This is a genomic window from Saxibacter everestensis, assembly GCF_025787225.1.
Taxonomy (GTDB): domain Bacteria; phylum Actinomycetota; class Actinomycetes; order Actinomycetales; family Brevibacteriaceae; genus Saxibacter; species Saxibacter everestensis.
In genome coordinates, this window is the sequence record NZ_CP090958.1 from 1,120,479 (window position 1) to 1,136,227 (window position 15,749).

15 protein-coding genes and 1 tRNA gene are annotated in these 15,749 nt (G+C 65.0%); 10 read left to right on the forward strand and 6 right to left on the reverse strand.

Features of this window, described 5'->3' with window-relative positions; genetic code table 11:
* Positions 1–144: 144 nt before the first annotated feature.
* From LWF01_RS05450 to LWF01_RS05460, 3 genes are read left to right on the forward strand one after another with little or no spacing between them, the layout of a single operon-like run.
* Complete coding sequence (locus LWF01_RS05450; RefSeq protein ID WP_349640831.1) at positions 145–1,482, forward strand: MATE family efflux transporter; 1,338 nt, start codon at positions 145–147, stop codon at positions 1,480–1,482.
* Positions 1,482–2,735, forward strand: coding sequence for an MFS transporter (locus LWF01_RS05455; protein ID WP_349640028.1), 1,254 nt, complete (start codon positions 1,482–1,484; stop codon positions 2,733–2,735). Before LWF01_RS05450 ends, LWF01_RS05455 begins: the two co-directional genes overlap by 1 nt.
* Positions 2,736–2,737: 2 nt before the next feature.
* Positions 2,738–3,439 (forward strand): PhzF family phenazine biosynthesis protein, encoded by a 702-nt coding sequence (locus tag LWF01_RS05460; protein WP_349640029.1) that lies wholly within the window; start codon positions 2,738–2,740, stop codon positions 3,437–3,439.
* A gap of 59 nt (positions 3,440–3,498) precedes the next feature.
* Here LWF01_RS05460 and LWF01_RS05465 read toward each other — a convergent pair whose 3' ends face one another.
* The gene (locus LWF01_RS05465) at positions 3,499–4,566 is read right to left on the reverse strand and encodes a DUF2330 domain-containing protein (protein ID WP_349640030.1); all 1,068 of its coding nucleotides are present in this window, start codon (positions 4,564–4,566) and stop codon (positions 3,499–3,501) included.
* Between the two features lie 43 nt (positions 4,567–4,609).
* Positions 4,610–5,299 carry a YceI family protein gene (locus LWF01_RS05470; RefSeq protein ID WP_349640031.1) on the reverse strand — a complete coding sequence of 230 codons (690 nt, stop codon included), beginning with the start codon at positions 5,297–5,299 and terminating at the stop codon, positions 4,610–4,612.
* A 163-nt stretch (positions 5,300–5,462) separates the two neighbouring features.
* On the opposite strand from LWF01_RS05470, the gene LWF01_RS05475 reads away from it, so the two are divergent.
* Together LWF01_RS05475 and LWF01_RS05480 are read left to right on the forward strand one after the other, a co-directional pair.
* Positions 5,463–6,326: a fructosamine kinase family protein gene (locus LWF01_RS05475; RefSeq protein ID WP_349640032.1), complete on the forward strand. Its 864-nt coding sequence runs from the start codon at positions 5,463–5,465 to the stop codon at positions 6,324–6,326.
* A 116-nt stretch (positions 6,327–6,442) separates the two neighbouring features.
* Positions 6,443–6,949 (forward strand): GNAT family N-acetyltransferase, encoded by a 507-nt coding sequence (locus LWF01_RS05480; protein WP_349640033.1) that lies wholly within the window; start codon positions 6,443–6,445, stop codon positions 6,947–6,949.
* 8 nt (positions 6,950–6,957) lie between these two features.
* Here the strand turns inward: LWF01_RS05480 and LWF01_RS05485 are convergent, their stop codons facing one another.
* From LWF01_RS05485 to LWF01_RS05495, 3 genes are all read right to left on the reverse strand, one after another.
* Entirely contained in the window at positions 6,958–8,382 is a 1,425-nt protein-coding gene (locus LWF01_RS05485) for a glucose-6-phosphate dehydrogenase (protein WP_349640034.1), read from the reverse strand.
* A 205-nt stretch (positions 8,383–8,587) separates the two neighbouring features.
* Positions 8,588–9,742 (reverse strand): epoxide hydrolase family protein, encoded by a 1,155-nt coding sequence (locus tag LWF01_RS05490; protein ID WP_349640035.1) that lies wholly within the window; start codon positions 9,740–9,742, stop codon positions 8,588–8,590.
* 140 nt (positions 9,743–9,882) lie between these two features.
* Positions 9,883–10,578: a hypothetical protein gene (locus LWF01_RS05495; protein WP_349640037.1), complete on the reverse strand. Its 696-nt coding sequence runs from the start codon at positions 10,576–10,578 to the stop codon at positions 9,883–9,885.
* A gap of 154 nt (positions 10,579–10,732) precedes the next feature.
* Here LWF01_RS05495 and LWF01_RS05500 point away from each other — a divergent pair, with 154 nt between their 5' ends.
* Both LWF01_RS05500 and LWF01_RS05505 read left to right on the forward strand, forming a co-directional pair.
* Positions 10,733–11,785 (forward strand): ATP-dependent DNA ligase, encoded by a 1,053-nt coding sequence (locus tag LWF01_RS05500; protein ID WP_349640038.1) that lies wholly within the window; start codon positions 10,733–10,735, stop codon positions 11,783–11,785.
* Between the two features lie 174 nt (positions 11,786–11,959).
* Positions 11,960–13,363, forward strand: a complete 1,404-nt coding sequence (locus LWF01_RS05505; RefSeq protein WP_349640039.1) for an MFS transporter — start codon at positions 11,960–11,962, stop codon at positions 13,361–13,363.
* Between the two features lie 286 nt (positions 13,364–13,649).
* Here LWF01_RS05505 and LWF01_RS05510 read toward each other — a convergent pair whose 3' ends face one another.
* Positions 13,650–13,943 carry a DUF4287 domain-containing protein gene (locus LWF01_RS05510; RefSeq protein ID WP_349640040.1) on the reverse strand — a complete coding sequence of 98 codons (294 nt, stop codon included), beginning with the start codon at positions 13,941–13,943 and terminating at the stop codon, positions 13,650–13,652.
* A gap of 617 nt (positions 13,944–14,560) precedes the next feature.
* Here LWF01_RS05510 and LWF01_RS05515 point away from each other — a divergent pair.
* From LWF01_RS05515 to LWF01_RS05525, 3 genes are all read left to right on the forward strand, one after another.
* On the forward strand, positions 14,561–14,968 hold the full coding sequence (locus tag LWF01_RS05515) for a YchJ family protein (RefSeq protein ID WP_349640041.1): 408 nt from the start codon (positions 14,561–14,563) through the stop codon (positions 14,966–14,968).
* Complete coding sequence (locus tag LWF01_RS05520; protein WP_349640042.1) at positions 14,965–15,396, forward strand: OsmC family protein; 432 nt, start codon at positions 14,965–14,967, stop codon at positions 15,394–15,396. The genes LWF01_RS05515 and LWF01_RS05520 overlap by 4 nt, the downstream gene beginning before the upstream one ends.
* A 213-nt stretch (positions 15,397–15,609) precedes the next feature.
* Positions 15,610–15,683 (forward strand) — tRNA-Pro (locus tag LWF01_RS05525).
* The last annotated feature ends 66 nt before the right edge of the window (positions 15,684–15,749 follow it).

A 15,749-nucleotide genomic window follows, 5' to 3' on the forward strand; every position in this document is an offset into this window, starting at 1 on the left:
CTGTGCCTTAACAAGCCAGGTGCCGAGTGACAGCTTGGGTGTCCCGTCAGCGAGCAGAAACGACCCTAACCTGTCAGTCGGCTCGGACGGTGGTGGGGATCGTGCCCGTGCGCTGTCGGACCTGACCGATAGCCTGTATAGGTGATATCGGCAGCACCAGCGTCGCAGCGACGCTCCCTTGACCGGGACATCTTCCGGCTCGCGCTCCCGGCGCTTGGCGCATTGATCGCGGAACCACTATTTCTGCTCACCGACACCGCGCTGGTCGGGCACCTCGGTGAGAGCAAGCTCGGCGGACTCGCCATCGCAAGCGCGATCCTGCAGACAGTTCTCGGCCTGCTGGTCTTCCTCGCCTATGCCACGACGCCGACGGTTGCCCGCCGCCTCGGCTCCGGTGACAAACCCGGCGCGATCAGCGCGGGAATCGACGGTCTGTGGCTCGCGGCAACCATCGGCGCCATCTTGCTCGTCGTCGGGTGGTTCAGCGCCGAACCGGTGATCGGCCTGTTCCAACCGGGCACCCCGGTGGCCGACGCGGCACTCACGTATCTGCGGATTTCGCTCTGGGGAATACCGGCAATGCTGATCGTTATCGCGGCGACTGGTTTGCTGCGCGGCCTGCAGGACACAAGGACGCCGCTGCTGGTGGCCGGCATCGGCTTCGCCGCCAACGCCGCGCTGAACGCAACCTTCATCTACGGTTTCGGCTGGGGCCTTGCCGGCTCTGCCGCCGGAACTGTTGTTGTGCAGTGGGGGATGGCGGCGGTCTACCTGGTGATTGCCGGCCGCGCGGCTCGGGACACCGGTGCCAGACTCAGCCCGCACCTGGGCGGTGTGTGGTCGGCGGCCGCAGCGGGCAGCTGGCTGCTGGTGCGCAATGCGAGTCTGCGAGTGGCCATGCTCGTCACCGTGTATGCCGGCACCAGCTTCGGCGTCTCCCAGCTGGCGGCCCTGCAGGTGGCATTGACCATCTTCGCCACCCTGGCGCTTGCCCTCGACGCACTCGCCATAGCGGGTCAGGCGATGATCGGCCACGGACTCGGCGCCGCCGATGTGGCCCGGGTCAAGGCGGTGACCCGGCGGCTGATCTGGTGGGGCGTCGTCGGCGGCGCGGGCCTTGCCCTGCTGGTCGCCGCGGTGTCTCCGTTCGTCGGCTATGTCTTCACCTCGGACCCGGGCGTGATCAGCGGCATCGGTCTAACTGTCTTGCTGATGGCTATCGGCGTGCCCCTGGCCGGTTACGTCTTCGTGCTGGATGGTGTGCTGATCGGTGCCGGTGATGCCCGTTACCTGGCGATCGCCGGCCTGATCAGCGTCGCCGCATACCTGCCGATGGTGGCAGGAGTAGTGGCATGGACGCCGGGCGGCAACGCCTCGCTCGGGTGGCTGTGGCTCTGCTTCGGTCTGGGGTACATCGGCGTTCGCGCGCTGACCCTCGGCCTGCGGGCCAAAGGTTCGCGCTGGATAGTGACGGGACATTGATGACGGTAAAAGACACCTCCGGCCAGCCGGGGCAGCCGGACCAGCAGAGCCAGCCGGGCCAGCCCGGTCTGCCGAGCCAGCCCGGTCTGCGCGCCTGGCGCAACGCGGTCTTCACTGCGTTCATCCTCTCTGGTTTCGCGCTGGCCAGCTGGGTGTCGCGGCTTCCCGGAGTGCGGGACTTCCTCGGCGTGAGTACGGGCGAGCTCGGTGTGCTGATTCTCGGCCTCTCGGGCGGATCCGTGCTTGGCCTGATGATCGCCAATCCGCTGCTGGCCCGGTTCGGCGCGGCACGCGGCATGGCCGGGGCGCTCGTGCTCGCCGGCGCGGCGCTGCTGCTGATCGGCTTCGGGTCGACGATCGTGCCCTCGCCCGAGGCGGTGTTCGTGGGGCTGCTGCTGTTCGGCGTCGGCCAAGGCAGCTGTGATGTGATGATGAACGTGCAGGGCGCCATGGTCGAGCAACAGGTCGGTAAGACGCTGATGCCGCTGCTGCACGCCTCCTTCAGCTTCGGCACGATGGCGGGGGCCGGGATCGGCGCATTGGCCGCGGGCATCGGTGTTCCGGTTATCTGGCACCTCGGCGCGGTCGGGGTGCTGGTGGCGGTGTTGATCTGCGTCGCCGCCAGGCACCTGCCGCCGGCCGCCCCGCCGGCGACCGGCAAGCAGCTGGGCTGGAAGACGAACGCCAAGATCGCGCTCTCGGCCTGGGCCGAGCCCCGGGTGCTGCTGATCGGAGTGATCATGCTGGGCATGAGCTTCGCCGAGGGCTCCGCGAACGACTGGATTGCCGTAGCTGCCGTCGACGGGCACGGAGTGAGCAACTCGATGGGTGCCCTTGTCTTCGGCATCTTCGTCACCTCGATGACCGCCGGCAGGTTGCTCGGCGGGCCGGTGCTGGACCGCGTCGGCCGGGTGCCGGTGCTCCGGGTCTCTGCCGTCGCCGCGTTCGTCGGGCTCGGGTTGTTCATCTTCTCGCCCTGGGTGCCGTTGGCGCTGGTCGGCACCGTGCTCTGGGGCCTCGGCGCCTCGCTCGGCTTCCCGGTCGGTATGTCTGCCGCTGCGGACGACCCGGCCAAGGCCGGTGCCCGGGTGAGCGCAGTGGCGATGATCGGCTACTTCGCGTTCCTGGTCGGGCCGCCGCTGCTCGGCCTGGTCGGCGAGCATGTCGGTCTGCTCAAAGCGCTGCTTATAGTCTTGGCCTTGATAGTCGCTGCCGGACTGGCGGCGCCGGCAGCACGCAGAAGAAAGGGCTGATCGTGGGCACACTGAAAGTCGATGTGGTCAGGGTATTCACCGACGAAAGCGGGAACCTCGGCAACGAGTTGGGCATCGTCCGCTCCGGACCGGCAAGTGCGGGACGCGAACAGGACATCGCCGCCCGGCTCGGATTCAGCGAAACTGTGTTTCTCGAGGCCGTCGCGAGTGCGGACAGCGCGGCGAGCGGCGGCACCGCGGCGCTGCGCATCTTCACCCCGACGACCGAGCTGCCATTCGCCGGTCACCCCAGCGTTGGCACCGCCTGGTGGCTCCGGGAACAGGGAACCGGCGTCGGTGTGCTGCATGAGCCGGCCGGCGATGTCGCCGTGGAGTATGACGGGACCCTGACCTGGATTTCGGCAAAGCCAAACTGGGCGCCGAAGTTCGAGTGGCTGCCGCAGGATAGCGCGGACGCCGTGGAAGGTTTCGATGGTTCTGAGTTCAGCCGTGGACACCACTACGTCTATGCCTGGGCCGACGAAGCCGCTGGCAGGCTGCGATCGCGGATGTTTGCTCCGGCGATGGGGATCGCCGAGGACGAGGCCACCGGAGCCGCGGCGGTGCGTGTCACCGAAAAACTTGGCCGTGATCTGCAGATCACCCAGGGCAGTGGCTCGCAACTGTTCACGAAGCTGGATGGCGACTTCGTGCGGGTCGGCGGCGCCACAGTCTTCGATCGGTCACTCGAGCTGGACGTCTAGCTGACATTCCGGCGCCGTGGCTCCGACGGCCTGGGACTCGCGGCCCGGCGGCTGCCGAGTCAGGTTGCCCGGTGCCGTCGGCCCAGGAGCCGGGCAGCGATGACGACAACGATCGTGATCACCAGCAGCACGCCAAGGCCGGTGAGGAACGGTCCGGCGTAGACGCCGAGGATTTTCACCGGCTCGTCGACGTAATTGACGACCTGGTACGGCTCATCGCGTGGCGCCTGAACGTACCGGTAGTCGTCGGTGATCTGTTCCGCCGGGTCGTTGTACGCCGTGTCGATGACGGTGACGAATGCCGTTTCGCCGACCAGCTTCTTCAGCTGTGCGTCGTGCACCGAGCCGGCATCAACCGTGCCGGCCCACGCCACGGTCGGCTCGCCGTAGACGCCTGTGCCCATCTCGGCATCTTCCCGGTCGACCCGATGCTCGGCGATCACGTAGTTGCGGACCCGCTGATCGACTTTGGCCGCCTTCGACAGCCGCATCGGGTACACCAGCTGATCCGAGCTGAATGTCAGCACCACCGGGTCGATCTCGCCGTCGAGGGCGGCATCCGCCGAGATCTTCATCGCGACGAACGCCCATCCGTCCGCGACGTACTCGTCGAGTCCCTCGGCCACGGCCGGGTCGAGCGGGTAGCGATTGTCCTGTAGCCAGCGGCGCAAGCCAGCTGCGTCATCCGCGGCGAGCGTCGTGGCCTGCAGCGGGCCGAGCCGGACCGTATCGAGCACCTTGGGCGCGGATTCCATCGGGGCGCTGCCTACTCCGTCGCCGGCCTCGGGCCACCACTTCTTCCGGCCGACGACCTTTGGTTCCGCCATGGCGTCAAGCTCGTCGAAGGCATCCTTGGAGCCCGCGGTCACCGTCGCGGGTTGCGGAGTGGGGACGACGAGCGCTGTCTCTGCGCCGTCCGAGGCCATGGTGAGCCGCATCATGATCGTCTCCTGCGTTCCGTCGTAGTGCAGGATGGCACGTTCGGCGTCGACAGCGATCTTGGTCTGCGCGGGCGGAATCGCTACACCGCAGGCGCACGCCGCGGCCGGTGCGATCGAGCCACTGGAGAGGATTCCGAGCATGACGCAGGCGATCAGCAAAGATCTGGGGAATCGGCGAGGAGTCACGGATCGAACTGTAACGCACCGTCTGGTGCGATCAGCTCAGATGTCAGCTCTTTGCGTAGTTGATCGCGAACTCGATCTGGCCTTCGGGCTCGACCTTGACGAAGCCCAGATCCGGAGCGGTCACGTTGTAATCGTCGAAGGTGAGCGGAATCGAACCGGTGACGGTGATGGTCTCGGCCTCGCGCCGCACGTTGAACGTGGTTGAAACTTCATTGTCGACGCCGTTGATCGAAAGCGTTCCTTTGGCTTCGATGTCCAGCTCCCCGGTACTCTCGGCAATCGTGGCGAGGTCCAGTGGCTCGGTCAGGCTGAAGGTGGCATCCGGGTAGGTATTCGTGTCGATTGCGTGACCGGCGAAATACTGATCACGTTTGTCCTGGTCGGTTGCGACGGAAACGAGGTCTACAGTGATGTCGGCCGTGGTCGCCTTTTTGCCCTCGACAGTGACAGTGCTCTCCACCTGGTCGGTGCGGCCGACGACGTTGACGTCATTGCCGTTGAGTACTTCCTTCACCCGGTAACCGGCCTGCGAACCATCGACGCTGGTCCAGCTGCCGTCGATTGTCTCTGCCGGCTCCGATGCCTGCGCGGTTGTCTGGGGCGAACCTGTGAGTGCCGAGGGCGCCCGTTCATTCTCTCCCGCGACATAGAGCCTGGTGCCGATCGCTACTCCGGCCACCACGACGACGACTGCCGCCGCAATCCACAACAGGACCTTCGCTTTCCGGGCCATATCGGTACCGACTTTCGTTCGCCATGCACGGAAGGAGGTTTGACCATGGTAGACGGTAAAGCCTGGGAAGGAGCCGGGAGCGGCCTAGGTGTAGTCCGGGACTTGCGCCCGGCGTAGCCTGCCGGGCCATTCCAGACTGCCGGGCCTTCGCTAATCTGGGCTGATGCCGGCCTCCGAGATCTATCGCAAGCGTTACCCGCCTGGATCTGAGCGGGTTCTCGACTGGGAGGTGGCGGCCCTGCGCTGGCTCGCCGCTGCCGAGGGCGGAGCTGCAGTCGTTCCTGTGTTGACGGTCGGCGATGGCGAGTTGTGCCTGGAGCGACTGCACAGCGTCGCGCCGTCGGCACAGGCCGCGGCGGCTTTCGGCGAGCGGCTGGCGGCGACGCATGATGCCGGGGCGCCTGGTTTCGGAGCCGCTCCCGAGGGCTGGCACGGCGATGGTTACTTCGGTCCGCTGGGTGACGCACTCCCGATGCCGTTGGTGGACGGCTCGGCCGCGTCGGCTACCGACCAGGCCGGATCGGGTGCTGGCCAGGCTGCGTCGGCTACCGACCAGGCCGGATCGGTTGCTGGCCAACCCGGCTGGGGCAGGTTTTACGCCGACTATCGCTTGCAGCCACTGATCGATACCGCGGCCGAACGAGGATCCTTGGACGCAGACGAGGCGCGGCATTTCGAACCGGTGCTGCGCCGGCTCCGGGATGGCGAATTCGATGACGGGGACCGGCCGGCCCGGCTGCACGGCGACCTCTGGGCGGGAAATCTGTTGTGGACTGACGCTGGCGCCGTGCTGATCGATCCGGCGGCCCATGGCGGACATCGGGAGAGTGACCTGGCAATGCTGCACCTGTTCGGCGCGCCATTCCTGGACCGGATCACCGCGTCCTATTCGCTGGTGTTCCCGCTGAAACCCGGCTGGCGGGAAAGGATCGCCCTGCATCAGTTGTTTCCGCTGCTGGCGCACGTCATCCTGTTCGGCGGTGGCTACCTGGCACAGACCTTGGACGCCGCCCGGCGGTACCGGTAGCGGGTCGAGGTAGGAAGGCTTCGTAAGCTGGGTGACGGCTTCGTACGCTTTGGGGACGAAGCCCGCTCAACAGATCAGATAGCTCAACAGACAGATAGCTCAACAGACGGATAGCGATGGATGCCACAATACGGGCCGCGGAGGCGGACGATGCCGAGTTCCTGACCGAGATGCTGGTCGAGGCCGCAAACTGGTCGATGTTCCACCAGCGGAGCCGGGCCGAGGTTCTGGATGACGACAACATCTCGCATTACGTGGACGGCTGGCCCCGGACCGGTGACTTCGGCGTCGTCGCTGAGCTTGCCGGGCAGGGCACCGACGGCGATCAGCAGCCGGCCGGCGCCGCGTGGTGCCGGCTGTTCGACGTCGACGACCCAGGCTATGGCTACGTCTCCTCGCTGGTACCCGAGCTGACGATCGCGGTCCGTGAGGAGCATCGAGGACTGGGTATCGGCAGCCGGCTGATCGATGAACTGCTGGCCAGGGCCCGTGACCTCGGGTACGACGGTGTCAGCCTCAGCGTCGAGGATGCCAACCAGGCCAGGGAGCTCTATCGGCTCAAGGGCTTCGAGATTGTCGGACGTAACGGCAATTCCGACACGATGCTCTGCCCGCTGGTATAACCGGACGGTCAGCTCGGCCAGCCGGACGGGCCATCCGAGCCGGCCGGGTACTCTTCCAGCGGCACCTCGTTGTTCTTCCATGCCTTCAGGACCGGTTCGACGATCCGCCAGCATTCTTCCGCGGTATCCGAACGGACCGATAGCAGCGGGTCGCCGCTCAGCACGCCATCGAGGACCTCGCCGTAGGGCGAAAGTCTGGAAGCGTGCAGGTCGGCGGAAAGAGTAGTGCGATTCAGTGTGAAGACGTCGCCGGGGCCGTTGACGTCGATTTCCAGTTGCAGGGTGTCCGGCCCGAAGCCGATCCGCAGCCGGGTGGGCGTGTCGACGCCGGTCAGTCCGGCTGGCAGGTGGGGGACTGGCTTGAAGGTGATAAGCGCTTCCTTGCGGGCTGCGCCGAGTGCCTTGCCGGAGCGGAGGATGAAGGGGACGCCCGCCCAGCGCCAGCTGCTGACGGCGACCTGAACCTCGGCCAGCGTCTCGGTCTGCCGGGCGGCATCGATGCCGGCCTCGTCGACGTAGTTCGGCACGTCACACGCGCCGATTGTCCCCGCGGTGTACCGGGCACGCCGGCTACTCTTCGCGGGCGCGCCATCGATGGCGGTTGCCCGCAATACCGCGCCGATCTGGTCGCGCAGGTCGCGCTCGGAGATGGAGGTCGGCGGGTCGATGGCGATCAGCGCCATCACCTCCAGTAGATGGCTCTGGATCATGTCGCGCAGAGCGCCGGCTGTGTCGTAGTACCGGGCACGGTCCTCAAGGGTGAGGGCCTCGTCAAAGACGATTTCGACCTTCTCGATGTGGTTGTTGTTCCACAGCGGCTCCAACAGCCGGTTGGCAAAGCGCAGGCCAAGGATGTTGAGCACGGTTGACTTGCCCAGGAAATGGTCGACGCGGTGGATCTGGTGCTCGGGGACCAGGCTCGCGAGCGTTTCGTTCAAAGCGTGTGCAGATTCCTGACCGGATCCGAACGGTTTCTCAAGCACCAGGCGGGTGCCGGCGGGTAGGTCGCTCGCCTTCAGCACGGAACATGCCTTCTGGCTGATGGCCGGTGGCAGCGCGAAATAGATCGCAATCGGGCCCTGCAGGGAACCAAGCAGTTTCGCCAGCGCCCCGGGCTCGGTGACGTCGATCCGGACGTACTCCGACGTGGTCTGGATTCTGGCCAGTGCCCTTTCTCCGGCGTCGTCCGCTGCGTTTTGTGCTGTGTCGTGTGCCGCCGAGAACGACTCCTTCAGCCTGGACCGCCACTGCTCGGCCGTCCAGTCGTCGGATCCTGCGCCAACCAGGGTGATATCGGTTCCCTTGCCCTCTGCCAGCAGGCTGGCGAGGCCGGGCAGCAGCAGCCTGCCGGTCAGATCGCCCGAGGCGCCGAGAATCAGCAGGGTCTCGATGCGCGGGGAGTGCTCGTGGGTCTCGCTGTTCGGATAGCTCACCTATTCAGGGTGCCACTTCACTCGGTGATTGTCTGTAACCGGCATCGAAGGCGTAGGCTGGTGAGCAGTCCGCGACTCCCTATCCACATAGGTTGAGTCTCGGATTAGCCCCTGGCAGGTGATGGACCACCTGCCGGGGGCGTCTTGCATCTGAGGCTTCTGCGGGAGCTTCGTGCGGTGCTGGCGCATCACGACATTACGCTCGCTACCGGAGGCCGCGGAAGAACGTGCGCACATCCCCGACCAGGAGCTCGGGGACCTCCATGGCCGGGAAATGGCCGCCGCGCTCGAACTCCGACCAGTGCACGACGTTGTTCTCGCGCTCGGCAATAGGTCGAATCCCTAAGTCGCCTGGGAATACGGCCACACCGGAAGGCACCTCGGATCGTTTCGCCTGTTGCCCCCAGCTGGCCTGCCCCTCCTTGTAGAGTCGCGCCGACGAAGTGGCCGTACCAGTGAGCCAATACAGGCTGACGTTGGTGAGCATTTGGTCGCGATCGACTGCGTCCTCGGGGAGCTCGGCGGCAGGGTCGGTCCACTCCTTGAACTTCTCGACGATCCAGGCGAGCTGCCCGGCAGGCGAGTCGGAGAGTCCGACCCCAACCGTCTGCGGCCTCGTCGACTGGATGATCGCGTACCCAACGTCATCCTGCATCTGTCCTTCCATGCTGGAGAGTCGCGCCAGCTCAGCTTCGCTCAGACCGGCTAGCTCTCCGGGATCTCCGGTGGGAAACCCGAGACTGCCGTTGACATGGACGCCCACGACGTGCTCGGAGTCGATGCCGCCCAGCATCGGTGAGATCACAGAGCCGGTGTCGCCGCCTTGGGCGCCGTACCGCTCATAGCCAAGCCGAATCATCAGCTCCGCCCAGGCACGCGCGATCCGCGACATGTCCCATCCTGCCTCCCGCGTTGGTCCGGAGAATCCGAACCCGGGTATCGAAGGGGCGATGACGTGAAACGCGTCTGCGGGGTCGCCGCCATGGGCACGCGGATCGGTGAGCGGCCCGATGATGTTCATGAACTCCACGATCGAACCCGGCCATCCGTGAGTGATGATCAGCGGCAGCGCGTCCGGCTCGGGTGATCGGACGTGCAGGAAGTGAATGTTCTGCCCGTCGATTGTGGTCGTGAACTGCGGAAACTCGTTGAGCTTCGCCTCGTACTTCCGCCAGTCGTAAGAGTCCCGCCAGTACTCGGCCAGCCCTTTCAGGTAGCTGGTGGGGGTGCCGTAGGTCCAGCCGACGTCAGGCAGCTCGTCGGGCCAGCGGGTACGGGTCAATCGGTCATTCAGGGCATCCAGGTCGGGCTGCGGAATCTGAATGCGGAATGGCTGGATTTCCGTGCTGCTTGTTTTCATGGTTCGACAGTAGCTATCCCAGCGGACAGCCTGTGACCTAATGGCGACCCCTCGACAAGCCCGCTAGCCCCATTCGTTTGTCGATGGCAGCCGGGAATGCGGAAAGGCCCGGCCGATTGGCCGAGCCTTTTCGCCTGCTGTTATTTCTTAACCGATTTCGATGTGGCCCCGGTTGCCCAGGTGACCTGGTCGAAAGTGAGCCGGTAGCTTGCCTTCGACTTTCGCTTTACGGTGTACGTTGCCTTGCCCTTTTTCAGGTCGACGGTTTTCACTGTCTTCCATTTGGTTCCGGACTTGACCTGAATCTTGGCCTTCTTGGGCGAATACGCCTTGTAGGCGTCGGTGTGCTCGTTGAAGCGGCTTGCGCTGGCGGTCAGCACAACCTTGCTGCCGCTGCGCTTTGCGTTGAGCGCCGCTTTGGCCTTGACCCGGACGTGGAACGACGAGGTGGTCTTGTCTTTGGAGTAGAACTCATCCTCGGAGTTCTTAAGCATCCCGTCGACCTCGGCCGGGCCTACCTTGATTTTGCCGTAGCCATCGTCATCGCAGATCAGCGCCTCGCCGGACGAGCCGTCGGTGAATGCGTATCCCTCATCCGTGTAGATGTACTTCCCGCGCGCCAGTTCCACAATTGCCGAGAGGCTTTCCCGATCGACCGTCTTGTCGATTCTCGCCTTGACTTTGACCGGTACCCGCTGGCAGCCGGCGCGGTCAAAGACGACGTCTTTCACGGAGTAACCGGTGATGTCGACGGGGCGCGGGGCGGCCTGTGCGGTGGAAATGGTTCCCGCGACCAGCGCGAGCGATGTGGCGCCAACGAATAGCGCCTTCTTCATGATGTTCAACTGTGAGCCTTCGATTGAATGGGGGGATGCCGCAGTTTTGTTTTTCAGTAGTTTCGTCGGCAGTCACAGTGAGTATTTAAGTCTTTTGTCGAAAGTGTACTCAACGCTGGTTGTAATTCACGACATTAGGTTCCAAGATCGAAGGATGATTCCTTCGCACAGCTCGCCGGTCGCGCCTATGCTCGCGAAAGCGGTGCCCACGGTGCCCGACCCCGGCAGTGTGTCGGGAGGGCTCAGTTACGAGCCGAAATGGGACGGTTTTCGCGGCATTGTCTACTTCGACGGCGAATCCTGTGAGATCGGTAGCCGCGGCTCCAAGATGCTCACCCGCTATTTTCCCGAACTGACCGAGGCCTTCGCCCGGCTGCTGCCCGGCCCGTGCGTGCTGGACGGCGAGATCGTGGTTCGTGCCGGGGAGCCCGGGAGTGAACGGCTGGATTGGGAAGCGCTGTCGCAACGCATCCACCCGGCAGCCAGCCGGATCAGCAAACTGGCGGAAGAGACGCCGGCGATATTCGTGGCTTTCGACCTGCTCGGCCAGGGGGAGGAGAGTTACGTCGATACTCCGTTCGAGCAGCGACGGGCGGCGCTCGAGCAACTGGCCGGCGAACTCGGGGATCCGATCCATGTTTCGCAGACCACCACGGATGTCGACCTAGCCCGGCGCTGGCTGGTCGAGTTCGAGGGCGCCGGTCTCGACGGTGTCGTGGCGAAGCCGCTTGCAGCCGCATACTCACCGGGCAAACGGCTGATGCTGAAGACCAAGCACCACCGGACGGCGGATGTCGTGCTGCTCGGCTACCGGATTCACAAGAGTGGCAGCGGAGTCGGTTCGTTGCTTCTCGGCCTCTATGACGACAACGGCGATCTGCAAAACATTGGCGGCGCGTCGGCGTTCAGCGATGCCCGCCGGCTGGAGCTGATTGACGAGCTGGAGCCGCTGGTTCTGCGGGACGAGGCGGGCGACATCGTGAGGGGCGAGACCGAGAAGAACCGTTTCTCCTCCAACAAGGACACCTCGTACGTTCGGCTGCGGCCGGATCGGGTCGCGGAGGTGCGCTATGACCAGATGGAGGGCGCGCGATTCCGGCATACCGCCCAGTTCTCCCGCTGGCGCCCGGACCGGGACGCCCGTTCCTGCGGATTCGACCAGCTGGAGCGTCCGATCGCCTATGACCTGAGCCGGGTGCTGGTGTAATTCCAGGCAGTGCTCGGCCACGTCGGGTAGGTTGGTTCCGTGCCAGAGTCAGACAGAGTGCGCCGTCCCTAGCGGCGGCGTGAACTCCTAGTACCACGCTTCGCCGTATCAGCGTCCAACGCCGGTGTGGCCCACAGCGCTACCCGGCTCCGCGTTCGATTCACGGAGCTCTCTGTGCACCCCTTTCATTTCTCTGTCTCTACCTTTGCCCGAAACCGGCTCGCGCTGGCAGCCGTGCTATTGGCGTCCCTGGCGTTCCCGCTGACAATCACCGGTGCGGCGCTGGCTCTCCCGGGCATTCAGCGCGACCTGGCCGCGACGCTTCCCGCGGCCCAATGGGTGGTCAACGGCTACAACACCTGCTTCGCCGCGTTTCTGACCTTCGCCGGTTCGCTTGCGGATCTGCTCGGACGGCGCCGGTTGTTTTCGGCCGGCATTGTGCTGTTCCTGGTCGGCAGCCTCAGCTGTGTGCTGGCCGACGACATTCTGCTGCTCAATGCGGCACGGGCTGTAGCCGGGCTCGGTGCTGCGGCAGCCGTCGCCACCGGATCATCGATCCTCGCTGCCAGCTTCCAGGGGTCGGCGCGCACCCGGGCATTTGGGGCGCTGGGCACTGTGCTCGGCATCGGGCTTGCCTTCGGTCCTACCGTGTCCGGTTTTCTGGTGACGGCGTTGGGCTGGCGTTCAGTTTTCGCGCTTCCGGCGGTGCTTTCCGGACTGGTCCTTGTGCTCTGCCCGCTGTTGCCCAGGCTGCCTGGTCTTCGCGGTCGGCGCATCGATTGGCTTGGTGGCGCACTGTTCACGTCGAGTCTGATTGTGCTGATCGTCGTTTTCGTGGTGGCGCCGTCGTTCGGCATCGGCAGTCTGGTGGTCATCGGCGGAATGGTTGCGGCGCTCGTGCTCGGCAGCCTTTTCGTCCTGGTGGAGCGGCGCGTAAGTGATCCGATGTTCGACCTCGGCTTGCTGGGCAATCGGACGTTTGCCGGCCTGACTATAGTCGCCGGAACGATGATGGGTGTGCTCGTGCCGCTGCTGGTCTACCTGCCGTCCTACCTGATCGACGTGATCGGCCTGGAGGCGGATCAGGCTGGATTGTGGTTGCTGATGCTCACCGTGCCCTCGGTTGTGTTGCCCTCGGTCGGGGCAATGATCGCCAGGCGCTCGGTGGTGCTGCTGGTTTCCGGGTCGGCGGCGGTCAGCGGTGCCGGCGTTCTGCTCCTGGCGACGATCGGAGCGGACAGTACGGCCTGGCAATTATTCGCTCCGTTGCTGCTCACCGGTGTGGGCGTTGGACTGACCACTGGCGTGATCGATGGCCTGGCAATCTCCGGGGTCGACGCCAAACAAGCCGGGACCGCCGCCGGTTTGTTCAATACCGGACGGCTTACCGCGGAGACGATTGCGCTCGCGGTAGTGGGGTCCGCCCTGGCCGCGATCAGCGGCGGACACCTGGCTGGCACCGGATTCAGCACCGCGCTGCGTACTGTGAGCGTCGCGCTGGGAGTGCTTGCGCTTCTCGTTGCCGGCGGCGTAGCGGTGTTGTTGGCGCGGGGGAGGAGAGGGCGTGCTGGGGGTTAGGTGCGGGGGTTTTGAGGGGTGGTTCGGGCGGAGGCTGCTTTCGCCGGGCATTCTGAGGGGTGCTTTCCGGGAAGCGCGGCTTCCGCCGGTACGTCGGACGATGCCTGCCGGGAGCAGCGCTTTCGCCCCTTCGGAGCGATGTCTACCGCGCGTCCGAGGAGCAGTTCCGAGGAGCGGCGCTTTGCGTACGCGTTCACGCAGCGGCTTCCGGAGGGTGGGCGGACCTTGCAGCGACGTTTCCACGGACGACGGACCTCCCCGAGAGCCGGCCTTCGGCAGGGCAGACCTACGACGTTGGTTTCGTGGCCTTGCCGTCCAGCCACAGAACGTCGGTCTCGTCACGGTGCGTCCCGGTCGTGCCGACGTGTTTCTCGCTGATCTGTGGGCCGTTCTTGATCACGTGAACGAGCGCCATTCCGTGGCCGCGTCCGAGTCCGTAGTCCTCCTTGAGCCATTCCAGGATGGCGCCCGCCTTGACGGATGGATCGTTGAAGCCCTTCTGCTCCGCGATCTCGACCAGGGCGCGGGGCGTGAGTCCGGTCTTGTCCTCGATCGTGTCAAGGTAGGCCTGAAATGACATCTGATGCTCCGTTTCGGTGATCTGGATTCTTAAGGGGTAGCTTATGGTTCAGCTCAGCCTGGATCGCCGGGGATTCCGAGGTCGGGCGGTGCCTGCCTGCGTAGGAAAGAGCTGTTCCACCTGAGCATCACTTCAAACTTTCTACAACCGTTGAGTTGTATGTTAGCTGGCGCTATTGGGCACGGCAAGAGGCAGTTCTCGCCGCCCCGGTCCTGGGGGCTTGGGTGGAGCGTCGTTGCGGCTTGGCTGACTAGTAACGTCTGGTTGACTCGGTTTCCTTCTGGTGCGGATGCAGCCAAGCCGTTGGCGCCTGTCGATCGAGTGTTCGGACGATGCCGCCGCTCGGCCATCTTCGTTCGCAAAGCCGCCAGTCGGCGTGGAGCGCCGTTGGCAGTGATTGTCCGACTACCGAGGGTCTACTCGCCCTGCGGCCCGAACAAGTACTAGCGGGAGTGCCTAGTAGCGTCTGGTTGCCTCGGGTTGCACTTCGCCGGCGAATGCAGTCGAGGGTTCGCAGCCAACCTATTCTGACGCCGGAGCTCCACCGGTGCACGCATCCGGGAAACTGACGGCGGCACCTGTGGGTCTGGCTACGGCACCTGGAATACAGTGGCCGGATGACGTGTCCCTGTGGTGGCCTGCCTGCCGGAGCCTCCTTCGCCGAGTGCTGCCAGCCGGCGATGGACCTGACATCCTGGCCGACCAGCGCCGAGGCGCTGATGCGTTCCCGGTACACCGCATTCGTTCGCCGGGATGCCGATCATCTGTTCCGCACCTGGCACCCACGCACTCGCCCGGCAGAGGTGGATGCCAGCCGGGGGACAGTCTGGCTCGGGTTGGAGATTCTCCAGGTGATCGGCGGCACTGCCGACGATGAGGTGGGGGAAGTTCACTTCCGGGCGCGGTTCCGCGATGACAATGGCGAGCAGGTCATTGAGGAGCGCTCGCGCTTCCGCAAGCGTGCCGGCCGCTGGTTCTATCTGGACGCGGCGACCGACGCTGACGGTGGCATGATGGGCCCATGAGCGAGAACACACGCAGTATTGACCTGACCCGAGTCGCCCAGAACCATTACCGCGCCGAGGCGCCATCGGGCGCGAGCGTCGAATTCGGCAGCGGTGAGGGGCTGATGACGCCGGTCGAGCTGTTGCTCGCCGCGATCGCCGGGTGCTCGTCGATCGATGTGGACACCGTCACCAGTCGCCGAACCGAACCGACCCGGTTCACGGTGAAAGCGGCCGGCGAGAAGCTCGATGAGGACGGGGCGTCCCGGCTTGAGGCCATTGAACTGAGTTTCGACATTACGTTCCTCAACGATGCAGACGGGCAGCGCGCGAAAGACCGGGTCGAGAAACTCGTGACCCTGTCCCACGACAAGTACTGCACGGTCTCGCGCACGGTGGAGCACGGCACCCCAGTGAGTTTCCACATTCTCGACAGTGGCGACGACTGAGGCGGCCGCACTGGCAACGAGATTCTGACGCGCCTTCCGTCATCTCCTCTCAACTTCGCACGCAGATGACTATGTAGGAGCAAGGGCTGCCCTGCCGTTTCCAGTGACGGGTGGGTAAAGAGCTCTTCGCCGGGGCGACTGAGCCCCGCATCGACGAGCATTCGCGATGCGGTACGCTAGTCCAGGTTGGTTTGCCGTGCGAGCGGCGACCATCGGGCTGTAGCGCAGCTTGGTAGCGCACTTGACTGGGGGTCAAGGGGTCGCAGGTTCAAATCCTGTCAGCCCGACCGAAAGCCCTGGTGAGAGCATGTTTCTCACCAGGGCCTCGTCATTTCCGGGAGCATCTTTCTGGT